This is a genomic window from Accumulibacter sp. (assembly GCF_032229525.1).
GTDB lineage: Bacteria > Pseudomonadota > Gammaproteobacteria > Burkholderiales > Rhodocyclaceae > Accumulibacter.
Genome location: NZ_JAVTWB010000094.1, coordinates 1 through 13993, shown reverse-complemented (window position 1 = coordinate 13993; position 13993 = coordinate 1). Strand labels below are relative to the sequence as shown.

Here is a 13993-nt window from a genome sequence, read left to right as displayed (position 1 = left end):
TCTCCTGATTGAAAATTCTTTCATCAAAGGGGGCGCAGTCGGTAGGCGATTCACCGCTTTGGGCCGGCGAAAGCAGATGGTGTCGTCGTGGCCGGTCGACAGCGCCATACGGGATTCTAACCCGACTCAACAACTCTCTTCGCTGATCGAGGCAAGCCAGGAAAGGCCGCATCGCCGCGCCACCACTACCAGCAAAAGTATGCATTGGCAGCATGAACTCAGGCGACAATACTCTTGACATATACCGTGGCGTTCGGGGAAGCAGGCCCACCTTGCGCTGGCCGTGCTGGCCAAACCTGTTCGCCCGACCAAAGCATCTTCTCTTGACTTGAATGTCGATATGACTACACTGGTCGATATGTTTTCGATCTGCTCGGATTTTCTTTAATGTGAAAGTCGCGCACGCGACGCACGAATTTCCCTTCTCCCCAGCGCGGGCCGGGGTGAGGCGGGGAATTCAGGGAGCATGCTCCCTGCCCGGCGAACGATTCCGGCGTGCAAGCCGGAATGCGCACTGCAAGTGAGAGGGGGGACGATCATGACTTTCATGATCTGGGGTATCTCGACATGTCATGATCGTTAGCGGGGGCAAGCGAGATGCGTGATTACGGACGGACGATTCCGCGCGACTGGCAGGCGATGTCGAAGGTTTTTGCGGCCCTTGGCGATGAGCATCGGCAGCGCATTCTGCTGCTCTTCGAACCCGGCGAACGCCTCAACGTTGGTCAGATTGCCGAGGTGTCGACGCTGGCCCGGTCTACCGTTTCGCATCATCTGAAGACCCTGCGCGACGCCGATGTCCTGTGCTCCGAGAAGCTGGGCAAGGAGATCTACTTCTGGATCAACAAGGCGTTCCTCGAAGCATGTCTGGGCAACGTGCTCGACTATCTCGAGGAGTCGGCGTGAGCGCAAGGCGCAATCGGACGACACGATGAGCCCGCGCCGCCGTCTCCTTATCGGCGGTTTCGCGCTCGGTGGGCTGGCGCTGTCGGGCCTCGTCGCGCGGCGCTCGCCGGCTCTGTTCAATACCTGTCGTGCGCAGCTGCCAGCGGCCACCGCGGCAGACGAACTGATTCAGTCCGCCTGGGCAGGAGTCGACCCGGCGCGCTTCCTCGATTGCCACGTACATCTGGTCGGCACCGGCGACTCGGGCAGCGGCATCGAGGTCAATCCGCAGATGGAGAGCCTTTTCCATCCGCTGCAGTACGCGCAGCGCCTGTTCTATCTCAACGCCGGTTGCGTCCATGACGCGCCGGGAAGAATTGACGACAGTTACGTCGAGCGCATGCAGAACCTCATCGATGGGCTGCGCCCCGGTGCTAGGCTGCTGCTCTTCGCCTTCGATCGCTTTCACGATAGCGACGGCCGCGCCGACCCGCAGCGCAGTTCCTTCTACACGCCGAATGCCTACGCCCGCGCAGTCGCCGCGCGTCATCCGCAGTACTTTGCGTGGGCGGCTTCGATCCATCCCTATCGCGCCGACTGCGTCGAGGAACTCGCTGCTGCTGTGGCGAGCGGCGCGCAGGCGGTGAAATGGCTACCGCCGGCGATGGGTATCGATCCTTCGTCGCCACGCTGCGATCGCTTCTACGCCGCACTGGCCAGTTACGGACTGCCGCTGATCAGCCATGCGGGCGAAGAACAAGCCGTGCATGGTGCGGATCAGCAGGCCTTTGGCAACCCGCTGCTGTTGCGCCGGGCGCTGGACCAGGGCGTGCGTGTGGTGGTCGCCCATTGCGCTTCGATGGGCAGCGCGGTCGATGTAGACCAGGGCCCCGACGGGGTGCAGCGTTCGTGTTTCGACCTGTTTGCCCGGCTGATGGGTGAAGCTCGCTACGAGCACCTGCTGTTTGCCGACATCTCGGCACTGACGCAACGCAACCGCAGCGAGGAGGTGGTGCGTGCGGTGATCGAGCGTAGTGAGTGGCATCCACGACTGCTCAACGGCTCCGACTATCCCTTGCCCGGCATCGTACCGCTGACCTCGCCCGCCGAGTTTGCCACGCGCGGCATGCTGCCGCAGGCGGCGGTAGGCGTTCTGGAGACGGTCCGCCAGCACAACCCGCTGCTCTTTGATTTCGTCCTCAAACGACAGCTGTCGTCGGGTGCGCACCATTTTTCTCCCTCGATCTTCGAGACCCGAGGCTTCTTTGAAAGGAAGGCGGCATGAGTTCCCAATTCGGTCTGCTCAAGACCCGGCGCTTCGGCCCTTTCTTCGTTACCCAGTTTCTCGGTGCGTTCAACGACAACCTGTTCAAGAACGCGCTGGTGGTGCTGCTCACCTTTCAGGCAACGAGCTGGACGACGCTGACGCCCGAAGTGCTGACCAACCTCGCCGCAGGAATCTTCATCCTGCCTTTTTTCCTCTTCTCCGCCACCGCCGGGCAACTGGCCGACAAATACGACAAGGCCCGGCTGGCACGCCTGACCAAGCTGCTCGAGATCGTCATCATGGGGTTTGCCCTGGCCGGTTTCGTGATGCACAGCCTGGAGGTACTGCTCGCGGCGCTGTTTCTGCTCGGTCTGCAGTCGGCCCTGTTCGGGCCGGTCAAGTACGCCATCCTGCCGCAGCATCTGCACGAAAACGAGCTGGTCGGCGGCAACGCGCTGGTCGAGTCGGGCACTTTCGTCGCCATCCTGGTCGGCACGCTGGCCGGTGGCCTGCTGGCCGGAGTTGCCCAGCACCCGACCTGGGTTGCTTTCGCCGGGCTGGTGGTCGCGGTGGCCGGCTATCTGACCAGTCGCGGCATCCCGGTGGCGCCGGCACCGGTCCCGGATCTGGTGGTCGGCCTCAACCCGCTGACCGAGACCTGGCGCAACATCGGCTTTGCACGCCAGAACCGAACAGTCTTTCTGTCGATCCTCGGTATCTCCTGGTTCTGGTTGTATGGTGCGCTGTTCCTGGCACAGTTCCCGGTCTACTCGAAGAGTGTTCTCGGCGGCAACGAGACCACCGTCACCCTCCTGCTGGCGATTTTCACTGTCGGCATCGGCGTCGGCTCGCTCCTCTGCGACCGCCTGTCAGGCGGGCATGTCGAAATCGGCCTAGTGCCCTTCGGTTCGATCGGCTTGACCATCTTCGGCATCGATCTCGCCTTCGCTTCGCCCGACCTGCTGCCGGTCGGGGCGCCGCTGCCGCTGGCCGGTATGCTCGCCATGCACGAGACCTGGCGCGTGCTGTTCGATCTTTTCGCGCTCGGGCTGTTCGGCGGCTTGTTCATCGTGCCGCTCTATGCGCTGATCCAGTTGCGCAGTGCACCCGATCAGCGGGCGCGGATAATTGCCTGCAACAACATCCTGAATGCGCTGTTCATGGTCTGCGGCGCGCTGGCGGCGGCCGGATTGCTCGGCAACGGGGTGTCCATTCCCGCCTTGTTCGGCATCGCCGCGCTGTGCAATGCGGCAGTGGCGGTTTACATCTATAGCCTGGTGCCCGAGTTCATGCTGCGCTTCATCGCCTGGCTGCTGATCCACTCGGTGTACCGCTTGCAGCAGAAGGGTCTGGAAAACATCCCGCAGGAGGGCCCGGCAGTCCTCGTCTGCAACCACGTCAGCTTCGTCGATCCGATCGTCATCGCCGCGGCGAGCCGGCGGCCGATCCGCTTCGTGATGGATCACCGCATCCATCGTACGCCGGTGATCAACTTCGTTTTCCGTCACATGCACACCATCCCGATTGCACCCGCGCGTGAGGATCCGGCGATGATGGAAGCCGCCTTCGAGGAAGTTGCCCGCGCTCTCGAAGACGGCGAACTGGTGGCGATCTTCCCGGAAGGCAGGATCACCAACGACGGCGAGGTTTGTCCCTTCCGTCCGGGGGTGCAGCGGATCGTTGGGCGCAGCCCGGTGCCGGTGATTCCGATGGCGCTGCAAGGTTTGTGGGGGAGTTTTTTTAGCCGCAGGGATGGTCCGGCGATGAGCGATCTGCGGCGCGCCGGCCTGTTCAAGAAGATTGCGCTCAGCGTTGGCCCGGCGGTTGCGCCTGAAGCCGCGACCCCCGAACATCTGCACGACCTGGTGGCCGGTTTGCGCGGCGACTGGAAGTAGGCTCAGGCAGTATCGCAGGCAAGAAAGGAGCTGTTCATGTGGTTTTTTGGACTGCTGATCGGCGCGGCCCTTGGCAGTTTACTTGGAATCGCTGGTGGGCTGCTCGGCGGTGTCCTCGGCCTGTTTCTCGGTTTGGCACTGGAACGCCGCCTGGCAAAGCGCTATGGTCCGTTGCCACAGCCCCCATCTCCGGCGACCAATGAGAGTCGCCTGCGGACCCTGGAAGCGCAGGTCGACTGGCTTCATCGCGAATCGCAGGCCTTGCGCGCCGAGGTGGCCCGCTTGCGCGGCGATCCGCCGTCCGTCCCAGGCGACGAGTCTGCTGCCCCGGCCGAAGCAATGCTTACGATGCCGGAGAACGTGGCGGCGAGCTTCCTCGCAGCGCATGCGCCACAAGTGGAGCTGACGGAGACCCCTCTCCGCGGCAGTGGTACCCAAACGCTTTCGGCAAACACTGCGCTACCCGAGCGGACCCCGGAAGAACTCCCCGTTCCGTGGTGGTCGCGTTTTCTGGCCGGCAATCTGCTGGCCAAGGTCGGCGTCGTCCTGCTTTTCTTTGGCGTCGCTTCCGGCTTGCGTCTGGCTGCCGAATACGGCCTGCTGCCGGTGCCGCTACGCTTGCTGCTGGCTGCGGTCGCTGGCGTGGCGATGCTGCTCTTCGGCTGGTCGCAGGCGCAGGAACGGAAGCAGGCGACGCGCCGAGTGTTCGGGCTGACGCTGCAGGGCGGTGGCTTGGCGATCCACTACCTGATTGTCTATTTCATGCTTGCCCGTTACGCGATGCTCGGCGAACCCAGTGCCTTCGCGCTTTTCGTCACGCTGGGCGTTTCCTGTGTTTTTCTCGCGATCCGTCAACAAGGTGAATTGCTGGCGGTATTCGGTATCGCCGGTGCCTTCCTGGCACCCGTACTCGCTTCTTCGACCAGCTCCGATCCACGCCTGCTGTTCGGCTATCTCAGCCTGCTCAACGCCTTCGTTCTTGGCGTCGGCTGGATGCAGTCGTGGCGACGGCTCAATATCGCAGGCTTCGTGCTGACCCTGGTGGTCGGCATGAACTGGGCGATCGCACTCTATCGGCCAGCGCACTACGCGCTGATTCAGAGCTTCTTGATCGTCTTCTGCGTGATGTATTCGGCGGCCTCGCCATTGACTGCGCTGTTGCGCGCACCGGGTCGGAAGGGGTGGAGCGAGGGCATTCTTCTGTTCGGTCCGCCACTGGCCGGCAGCATCTTGCAGGCGGCACTGCTCGGCGACGACCGTTACGGCCTGGCACTCAGCGCGCTGTTGGCCGGCGGGTACTACCTCGGCTGGTGGCTGGCGCTGTATCGCCCTGCCGAGCCCGAACTGCGAATGCTCGAACGCTGCCATCTGGCGATTGCCATCGCCTACCTGACCCTGGCCGTACCGCTCGCTTTCGGTGCGCAGGTGACTTCGGCACTGTGGGCGGTCGAAGGGGTTGCCGTACTGTGGTTCGGTGTGCGTCAGGAGCGGCGCGTTGCACAGGCCTTCGGGTCGGCGATGCAGGTGCTGGCCGGATGGTGGTTTCTTGGCGGCCTTGAAGAGCTGGCGCATGCGCGGCCGGTGTTCAACGATGTCTGCCTCGGCGGCGTGCTGATTGCCGCTGCCGGCCTGGCCGGCGGGCGATTGCTGCACGGTTTGGCGCGGCCGGTGCTGTCGCCTTCGCTGCTGCTCGGCTGGTCGTTGCTGTGGTGGTTTGCTACGGCGGGGCAGGAAGTCGATCGCTTCGCTCCCCCGGCTCTGCAACTGCCGCTGTTCGTGCTTTTTGCGGCGCTGTCGCTGAGCGCCATGGATCTCTACGCTGCGGCAATCCGCTGGAACGCCGCGCGCTGGGCCGCGGCCCTGCTGCTGCCGTTGTTGTGGCTGCTCACCGGCAGCGCGGTGCTGCGCGACGGACATGCGCTGGCCGGCGCGTTGGTGGTCGTCCTGCCGAGCGCGGTCGGGCTGCACTACTGGCTGCTGGCGCGGCAGGAGAGGGACGGCATGGTCGCCCTTGCTGCCGGGCGCCACGTCGCCGCCTGGTGGTTGCTGCTGTTCATTGCCGGCATCGAATTGGCCTGGCTCGGCCAGCGTCTGGCGCCGGGAGTCAGCCTGTGGCCACTGCTTGGCTGGGGACTGGTCGCCGCAGTCGGCATTCACCTGCCCGGCCATGGTGCGCGCCTGTGGCCCTTCGCAAAACATCTCGAGGCCTATCGCGGTGCCGCGACTCTCCCCTTGGCGCTGGCTGCGGTGTGCTGGTCGGTCGTCGCCAACCTGTCGCATTCGGGCGGGGGGTCAGGGCTGCCCTATCTGCCCTTGTTCAATCCATTTGACCTGACGCAACTGGCGGTGCTGGCGGCCCTGCACGGTTGGCTCTGCCGGCTGCGCGATGAGCCGCTACCGGGTTGGCGGTCGGTCGGGCGTCTGACGGCCGTGCCGGCCGCGCTGGCGCTGGTCTGGATCAGCATGCTCGCTGCGCGCATGGCGCATCACTGGGGCGGTGGGCCGTTCCGGGCGGAGGCGCTGTTTCATTCGGGTCTGCTGCAAGGCTTGCTCAGCCTGCTGTGGTCGGCACTGGCCCTGGCCCTGATGATCCGGGCCACGCGCCAGGGTAGTCGTCAGGGCTGGTACGCCGGTTTTACGCTGCTCGCCGTGGTTGGCCTCAAACTGCTGGCGGTCGATCTGGCCAATTCCGGTACGGCGATGTGGACCGCGTCGCTGATCGGCGTCGCCCTGCTGGTGCTCATCGCCAGCTATCTGGCACCGGTGCCGCCCAGGGCCGACGAAGCCTTGGCGCAGGCAGAAGGGAGCGAAGCGGGGAACGCACGCAGGCCGGCGGACGGGCGGGGTGACCCGAAGCAGGCGGGGTAGAATGACGGCCATGGAATTTTCCGGCCAACAACTGCGCGAGCGCCTCGATCTTTACGAGCGTCTGATGCGCCTGGACAAGCCGATCGGCATTCTGCTGCTGCTGTGGCCGACCCTGTGGGGCTTGTGGTTGTCGGCGCTCGGGCAGCCCGACTGGCTGGTGGTCTGGATCTTCGCCCTCGGCACCGTCTTGATGCGTTCAGCCGGCTGCGTGATCAACGATTTGGCGGACCGCGATTTCGACCCGCATGTGGCGCGCACCAGCCAAAGGCCGATGGCCGCCGGCAAGGTTTCGGTCCGGGAAGCCTTGCTCCTTTTCGGCGCGCTGGTCGCTTGCGCCTTCGTGCTGGTGCTGCCCTTGCGCAGCTGGTTGTTCGCCGGCCTGTGTGCGGCGGCGCTGTTCCTCGCCGCGAGTTATCCGTTCACCAAACGCTTCCTGGCCATTCCCCAGGCCTATCTCGGTGTTGCTTTCGGTTTCGGCATTCCACTGGCCTACGCGGCGCAGCTCGGCAATGTGCCCGCGGAAGCCTGGCTGCTGCTGCTCGCCAACGTCTTCTGGGCGATCGCCTACGACACCGAGTATGCGCTGGTCGACCTCGCCGATGACCTGAAGATCGGCATCCGGACCTCGGCGATCACTTTCGGACGGAGCGCCATCGCGGCGGTGATGTTGTGCTATGCGCTGGCGCTGGCACTGATTGCCGCGGTCGGCTACGGGCTCGGACTTGGCGCCGTGTTCTACGCTGGGTTGGCGGGAGCCGCGGCGATTGCCGGCTACCATTACACGTTGATCAGGGAACGCGATCCGCAGCGCTGCTTCAAGGCTTTCCTGCACAACAACTGGTTCGGTGCCAGCATTTTTGCCGGCATCGCCCTCGATTTTCTTGCCGCGAAAGGGTTTGCCGGATGAAAGCTTTCTTGATGGGATTCTTGGCGTTGTTGGCGACTGCCGGCCACGCGGCCGACGACCAGCGCCAGCTGGCGCCGATGCCGCCGGCGGCCGACGCCTCGCTGCGTGCCGAGATGCGCGCCAACCTGCTGGCGCTGAACGAAATTCTCGGCCTTGTCGCAAGCGGGAAATACAGGGAGGCAGGCCAGATCGCCGAGGACGAACTGGGCGTGTCGGCGATGGGCAAGCATCGCAACCTGCCGTTCGACGCGCGCCCCGGACCACACATGCCGCCGGCGATGCACAGCGCCGGAGTGGATGGGCACCAGGCGGCCAGCGAGTTTGCCCGTATCGCCGCCAGCGGTGATCGTGAAAAGACCATCGCTGCCTTGCCCTTGCTGACCAGCGGTTGCGTTGCCTGTCACTACGCCTACCGCATCCGCTAGTTCGGCCACACCTTCGCTGGCCACCTTGCGCAGGGCGCAACAGCCCCCGGACGTGGCGCCGGGTGCCGGTGGTGCAAGGTGCTTCGCCGCTTGCATCGTGGCTCCGCCGTCGGGGGAGAAGCCATGAGTTTCCGATTGAGCAGGATGCTTCGGCGTATTCTTGTCGCCCTGGTCTATGGCGCTGGCGGTGCCGTGCTCGCCGCGCTCATCGGCGGCATCGTTTATCTCGAGAGCCAGCCGGACCTTGACGTGTGGCACCTGGCCGACCTCGACGAAGAGTTCACCGCGACTTCCCGGGTGGACAGCTTTGCGGACTATCTGGCGCTCGAGGACCGCCTGTTCGCGCAGCTGGACGAGGAGGTCTACGCGCGCATCCCCGGCGACGAAAGACGCCTGATCAACCGCTACCATCGCCACAGCCTGTCGGATCCCGAGCGCTGGTCGCCGAACTGGAACCGCAGCTTCGAACTTCGCGCCGAGACGCCGAAGGCGGGCGTGCTGCTGTTGCACGGCATGTCGGACTCTCCGTACAGTCTGCGCCATCTCGGGCAGCGGCTCAACGCCGCCGGCGCAACCGTGTTGGGCCTGCGCTTGCCGGGACACGGGACGGCGCCGTCCGGGCTGGTGGAGTTGAGCTGGCAGGATATGGCCGCGGCCGTTCGCCTGGCGATGCGCCACCTCGCCGAGCAAGTCGGCGATCGACCGCTCCATGTCATCGGCTATTCCAACGGTGCCGCCTTGGCGGTGAATTACACCCTGGCCACGCTGGATGATGCAGCGTGGCCGAAGGTCGACCGACTGATCCTGCTGTCGCCGGCTATCGGCGTCAGCGGCGCGGCGGCGCTGGCCGTCTGGCAGGCGCGGCTCGGTCATCTCCTGGGTCTCGACAAACTCGCCTGGAACGCTATCCTGCCCGAGTACGACCCCTTCAAATACAACTCCTTCGCGGTGAACGCGGGCGATGTGGTCTATCGGCTGACCGGGCAGATTCAGGGCCAGCTGGACGCGATGAGCAGCGGCGGCAAGCTGCAGCACTTTCCGCCGCTGCTGGCTTTTTCCTCGGTCGTCGATGCCACCGTTTCCACCTCGGCGCTCGTTTCAGGTCTGTTCGAGCGACTACCGGCCGGCGATCACGAGCTGGTACTGTTCGACATCAACCGCATGGCCGAGATGGAGCCACTCATGCGGGCCGATCCGGCAGGCGCGGTGCAGGCACTGCGCGACAAGCCCGATCGCCTGTTTACCCTGAGCCTGGTGAGCAACGAGAACGCCGCCAGCCGAAGCGCAGTGGTGCGCAGCGCGCCGCCAGGCGAGGCGACGGCCACCGAATCCGCCCTCGGTCTTGCGTGGCCGGACGAGGTCTACTCGCTGGCGCATGTGGCGCTGCCATTTCCACCGCAAGATCCGGTCTACGGTGGGCGACCGGTCGACAAGAGCCCAGGCATCCACCTCGGCGACATCGCCCTTCGCGGTGAGCGGGGTGTACTGCAGATTGCCGCATCGGAGATGTTGCGGCTACGCTGGAATCCCTTCTACCCTTACGTCGAGTCACGCATCCTGGCGTTCATCGGCTTGTCTGGGTCGTAGTGCAAGGCTTTCTTGAATTACTGCTTGCCGCCCATGCCATAGACGACTGGCTGCGAGTTGCGCCCCTTGGGCGGGAGACTGACGAATGATGGGTGGAATCTTCATCAGCTATCGACGGGATGACTCGGCTGGTTACGCGGGCCGTCTGTATGACCGTCTGGCGGCACGCTTCGGCAGCAATCAGGTGTTCATGGACGTCGAAGGGATCGAACCGGGTACCGATTTCGTCGTTGCGATCGAAAAGGCGGTTGGCGCCTGCGCGGTGTTGATCGTGTTGATTGGCGACGAGTGGCTGTCTACCACCGATGCGGCCGGCAAGCGCCGCCTCGACGACCCGAACGATTTCATTCGCCTGGAAACGGCCACCGCCCTGACCCGGCAGATTCGCGTCGTGCCGGTACTGCTCGACGGCACGCCGATGCCGCCGACCGACAGCCTGCCGCAGGACCTGCGTCTGCTGACCCGGCGCCAGGCCGTCGAGATCAGCCACAAGCAATGGGAATCGTCCACCGGTGAGTTGATTCGTACGCTCGAACGAATCATTGAACTGCCCGCCATCGCGCCGCAAACGGCTGAGCCGCCGGTCGACAGCGCCAGGCGATCGCCCGTTGGCCGGGTGCTGGCCGGCCTGGTCGTGGCCGCGGGCGTTGCTGGCCTGGTGTGGTTTCTGGCAACGCGCCCCGAGTCGATGCCCGATCCTGCCCTTCCGCCGGTGGTCGCACCTGCCGGAAAGTCGTCCTCGCCGCCACCCCAGACGACCCGGACCGTTGGGCAGCCGCGGCTGGTGGCACTCGCTGCGCGGGTCGATTTCGGTAGCGCGGTGGTCGGCAGCAGCCTTTCCGGCGCGGTGCGTTTCGGCAACGAAGGCACCGCGCCGGCCTCCCTTGTCGTGCCCAGGCTTGAGGGCGAGGATGCCGGCAGTTTCCGGATCGTGGTCAGTACCTGCGCTGGCGATCTCGCGCCGGGTCAGACCTGCGAGATCGATCTGGGCTACCAGCCGTTGTCCGCTGCCCGACGTCGTGCAACGCTGCTGCTGGCGCTCGCCGACGGCTCCCAGCGGGCCAGCGTCGAACTCGTCGGGGAAGCATCGGCGGCGCCTGCCGCCGAGCGGGCCAGGACGCCGGTGGCGCCGGCAGCGCTCAAGCGCAAGAGCCTCGCGGAAAGCCCGGAACCCGCGGCAGCCAAAGTGACCCCGGCCCCGGCAGCGAGGTCGACCGCGCCCCCGGCAGCAAAGTCGACCGCCAGCCTGGCCAACGCCGTCGCTGCGCCAGGATCCGCGCCAACGAAGCCGGTGGCGGCAGACAAGCGATGGCCCGTGCTCGGAGAAGAGTGGCATTACCGTTCGCGGGGCAAGTGGCCGACCAGTCCCAAACGCAGCTTTTCGATTACCGTGCGCTCGCTTGCCAAGGGTGTTGTCCAGGAACAGTTCGAGCCGCTGTCGGGCAGCGGCGCGACCGAGAATCGTGGCAGCGGCACTACCCCCGGCTTCGTGAACTGGAACGAAATCGGCACCGAGTTCAGCCCTTATCTGGGCGCCTTCGAGACCCTCGCCGAGGGCCGGAGCTGGCGTGACTTCCCGACTCCCGACCAGGGCGCCTACTGGACGCAGTGGTATTCCGAGGCCAAGGTGCTGGGGCCGGAGACGGTCACCGTTCCTGCCGGTAGCTACGCCGCCGTCAAGGTCGAGGTGTGGAGCAGCCGGCGTGCTACCGGGTCGCGCGCCGAAGCGCAGCTCGAGCCAGTGCGCATCCATTTCCTCCTGTGGTACGTGCCGGAACTCAAGCGCTACGCGCGCATGGAGCGTCGGCTGGTGTCGGCCAGCGGCAGCGAGATGGAGAACGACGTCTTTGAACTGGTGAGTCATCGGGGCGGCTGAAAGGACCGCCATGGCCGGCGCAGGGTGTCTGTAGCGGCTGGCCGGTCTGTCTATCGCCGTTACGAGGATGCGCCATCCGCGACCTCGTGCCTGGCCGAGACCGCTATAATCCGTCGCTGGACGTTCTGGGGCGGACCGCTCGGCAAGGCTTGCGAGCCGGGCCGACGCCCCGGGCGAGACGCGACGGTCGCTGCGGCGACCCTGCCGCCGGGAAGCTCCCGGCCGGATGACTGCCGATGCGATATCACGACCTGCGCGACTTCATCGCGCAACTGGAAGAACTTGGCGAACTCAAACGCGTTGCCGTCGAGGTCGATCCGCGCCTGGAGATGACCGAAATCTGCGATCGGGTCCTTCGCGCCGGCGGTCCAGCCCTGCTGTTCGAGAATGCCAGGGGGCACGCCATGCCGGTGCTGGCCAACCTTTTCGGCACGCCGCGGCGGGTGGCGCTGGGCATGGGCCAGGAGTCGGTGGTGGCGTTGCGTGAAGTCGGCAAGCTGCTCGCCTATCTCAAGGAGCCGGAACCGCCGAAGGGGCTCAAGGACGCCTGGGACAAGCTGCCGGTGCTCAAGCAGGTGCTCAACATGGCGCCGCGTCTGCGCTCGTCGGCGCCGTGCCAGGAGATCGTCTGGGAGGGCAGTGAAGTTGATCTGTCTCGTCTGCCGATCCAGCTCTGCTGGCCGGGTGACGTGGCGCCACTGATCACCTGGGGCTTGACGGTCACTCGCGGACCGCACAAGACGCGCCAGAACCTGGGCATCTACCGCCAGCAGGTGCTCGGGCCGAACAAGGTGATCATGCGCTGGCTGGCACATCGCGGGGGCGCGCTCGATTTTCGTGAGCACTGCCTGGCACACCCAGGTCAGCCTTTCCCGGTGGCGGTGGCGCTGGGTGCCGATCCGGCGACCATTCTCGGCGCCGTGACGCCGGTGCCTGACAGTCTCTCGGAGTATCAGTTTGCCGGCCTGCTGCGCGGCGCCAGGACCGAAGTGGTGAAATGTCTGGGTTCCGATCTGCAGGTGCCGGCTTCGGCCGAGATCGTTCTCGAAGGCTTCATCGATCCGGCCGAAAGCGCGCTCGAGGGGCCGTACGGCGACCATACCGGCTACTACAACGAGCAGGCGCACTTCCCGGTGTTCACCATCGAGCGCATCACCATGCGCAAGAACCCGATCTATCACAGCACCTACACCGGCAAGCCGCCCGACGAGCCGGCGATGCTTGGTGTGGCGCTCAACGAAGTCTTCGTGCCGCTGTTGCAGAAGCAGTTCCCCGAGATCATCGATTTCTACCTGCCGCCGGAGGGCTGTTCGTATCGGCTGGCGACGGTGAGCATCAGGAAACAGTACCCGGGGCACGCCAAGCGCGTGATGTTCGGCATCTGGAGCTTCCTGCGCCAGTTCATGTACACCAAGTTCATCATCGTCGTCGACGACGACGTCGACATCCGCCAGTGGAAGGAAGTGATCTGGGCGATGACCACCCGTGTCGACGCGGCGCGCGATACCTTGATTGCCGAAAACACACCGATTGACTATCTCGACTTCGCCAGCCCGGTCGCCGGCCTCGGCAGCAAGATGGGGCTCGACGCGACCAACAAGTGGCCCGGTGAAACCAGTCGGGAATGGGGTACGCCGATCGTCATGGACGCCGCCGTGAAACAACGCGTCGATGCCCTGTGGAGTGAGTTGGGACTGTGAGCGGGACTTTGCGCACCAGTCGGGGCTGTTGGCGTGGCGGATGCCACGGTGATCGCTGCGGCGTCGCGGCGTGGGTCGTCCGAGTCCAGTTCAACACTGCTGTCCATCGTCTCGCGGCAAGCGCGCTGCACCAACGGAGAATGAAATGACTAACGAGTTGATCCCTGCCGGGTCCGACCTCGAGGGTGAACGCGCCTGGTGCCATGTGATCTACGGCCTGCATGCGCTGGCGGTGGTGATCGGCGTGGCCGGCGCGGCGACCGTGGCCGGCGCATTCGTCTTTGGTGTGCCATCGCTGATTGCCGTCGTGCTCAACTACGTCAAGCGCAGCGACGTACGAGGAACCTGGCTTGAGAGTCATTACCGCTGGCAGATCCGGACCTTCTGGTTCACCCTGCTGTGGCTGCTGGTCTACGGTCTGCTGATCATCACCATCATCGGCATTCCGATCGCCTGGTTGCTGATCGTGATCCTCGGATTGTGGGTCGGCTATCGCGTCATCCGTGGCTGGCTGGCTCTGTCGGGACGCAGACCGATCGACAGCGACTGATGCCCGTACAGTTACCGGAGATGATGTCAAAGG

At 65.0% G+C, this 13993-nt stretch carries 11 protein-coding genes; all 11 read left to right on the top strand.

All coding sequences use genetic code 11. The features are described 5' to 3' along the window. Nucleotides 1-238: hypothetical protein (locus tag RUW20_RS05910; RefSeq protein ID WP_313951276.1), on the top strand; the 238-nt coding region annotated here is incomplete at its 5' end. 359 nt (nucleotides 239-597) lie between these two features. Further along, nucleotides 598-906, top strand: a complete 309-nt coding sequence (locus RUW20_RS05905; RefSeq protein ID WP_313951275.1) for a metalloregulator ArsR/SmtB family transcription factor — start codon at nucleotides 598-600, stop codon at nucleotides 904-906. A gap of 25 nt (nucleotides 907-931) precedes the next feature. Next, nucleotides 932-2170, top strand: a complete 1239-nt coding sequence (locus tag RUW20_RS05900) for an amidohydrolase family protein (protein ID WP_313951274.1) — start codon at nucleotides 932-934, stop codon at nucleotides 2168-2170. Further along, complete coding sequence (locus RUW20_RS05895) at nucleotides 2167-4047, top strand: MFS transporter (protein WP_313951272.1); 1881 nt, start codon at nucleotides 2167-2169, stop codon at nucleotides 4045-4047. The genes RUW20_RS05900 and RUW20_RS05895 overlap by 4 nt, the downstream gene beginning before the upstream one ends. Nucleotides 4048-4083: 36 nt before the next feature. Beyond that, entirely contained in the window at nucleotides 4084-6915 is a 2832-nt protein-coding gene (locus RUW20_RS05890; protein ID WP_313951271.1) for a DUF2339 domain-containing protein, read from the top strand. A gap of 1 nt (nucleotide 6916) precedes the next feature. Then, a complete protein-coding gene (ubiA, locus tag RUW20_RS05885; protein WP_313951270.1) occupies nucleotides 6917-7822 on the top strand; it encodes a 4-hydroxybenzoate octaprenyltransferase in 906 nt (301 codons plus the stop codon). After that, complete coding sequence (locus tag RUW20_RS05880; protein WP_313951268.1) at nucleotides 7819-8247, top strand: cytochrome C; 429 nt, start codon at nucleotides 7819-7821, stop codon at nucleotides 8245-8247. Before ubiA ends, RUW20_RS05880 begins: the two co-directional genes overlap by 4 nt. 123 nt (nucleotides 8248-8370) lie before the next feature. Beyond that, the gene (locus tag RUW20_RS05875) at nucleotides 8371-9834 is read left to right on the top strand and encodes an alpha/beta hydrolase (protein ID WP_313951267.1); all 1464 of its coding nucleotides are present in this window, start codon (nucleotides 8371-8373) and stop codon (nucleotides 9832-9834) included. Between the two features lie 85 nt (nucleotides 9835-9919). Further along, a complete protein-coding gene (locus RUW20_RS05870) occupies nucleotides 9920-11710 on the top strand; it encodes a TIR domain-containing protein (protein ID WP_313951266.1) in 1791 nt (596 codons plus the stop codon). Between the two features lie 236 nt (nucleotides 11711-11946). Beyond that, nucleotides 11947-13410: a 4-hydroxy-3-polyprenylbenzoate decarboxylase gene (gene ubiD / locus RUW20_RS05865; protein ID WP_313951265.1), complete on the top strand. Its 1464-nt coding sequence runs from the start codon at nucleotides 11947-11949 to the stop codon at nucleotides 13408-13410. 145 nt (nucleotides 13411-13555) lie between these two features. Further along, nucleotides 13556-13960, top strand: a complete 405-nt coding sequence (locus RUW20_RS05860) for a hypothetical protein (RefSeq protein ID WP_313951264.1) — start codon at nucleotides 13556-13558, stop codon at nucleotides 13958-13960. Nucleotides 13961-13993 lie beyond the last annotated feature (33 nt).

Excerpts from the sequence above, each read along its gene's own strand:
- RUW20_RS05905 (WP_313951275.1), top strand. The coding sequence starts at position 598 with ATGCGTGATTACGGACGGACGATTCCGCGCGACTGGCAGGCGATGTCG.
- RUW20_RS05900 (WP_313951274.1), top strand. The coding sequence starts at position 932 with ATGAGCCCGCGCCGCCGTCTCCTTATCGGCGGTTTCGCGCTCGGTGGG.
- RUW20_RS05895 (WP_313951272.1), top strand. The coding sequence starts at position 2,167 with ATGAGTTCCCAATTCGGTCTGCTCAAGACCCGGCGCTTCGGCCCTTTC.
- RUW20_RS05890 (WP_313951271.1), top strand. The coding sequence starts at position 4,084 with ATGTGGTTTTTTGGACTGCTGATCGGCGCGGCCCTTGGCAGTTTACTT.
- ubiA (WP_313951270.1), top strand. The coding sequence starts at position 6,917 with ATGACGGCCATGGAATTTTCCGGCCAACAACTGCGCGAGCGCCTCGAT.
- RUW20_RS05880 (WP_313951268.1), top strand. The coding sequence starts at position 7,819 with ATGAAAGCTTTCTTGATGGGATTCTTGGCGTTGTTGGCGACTGCCGGC.
- RUW20_RS05875 (WP_313951267.1), top strand. The coding sequence starts at position 8,371 with ATGAGTTTCCGATTGAGCAGGATGCTTCGGCGTATTCTTGTCGCCCTG.
- RUW20_RS05870 (WP_313951266.1), top strand. The coding sequence starts at position 9,920 with ATGATGGGTGGAATCTTCATCAGCTATCGACGGGATGACTCGGCTGGT.
- ubiD (WP_313951265.1), top strand. The coding sequence starts at position 11,947 with ATGCGATATCACGACCTGCGCGACTTCATCGCGCAACTGGAAGAACTT.
- RUW20_RS05860 (WP_313951264.1), top strand. The coding sequence starts at position 13,556 with ATGACTAACGAGTTGATCCCTGCCGGGTCCGACCTCGAGGGTGAACGC.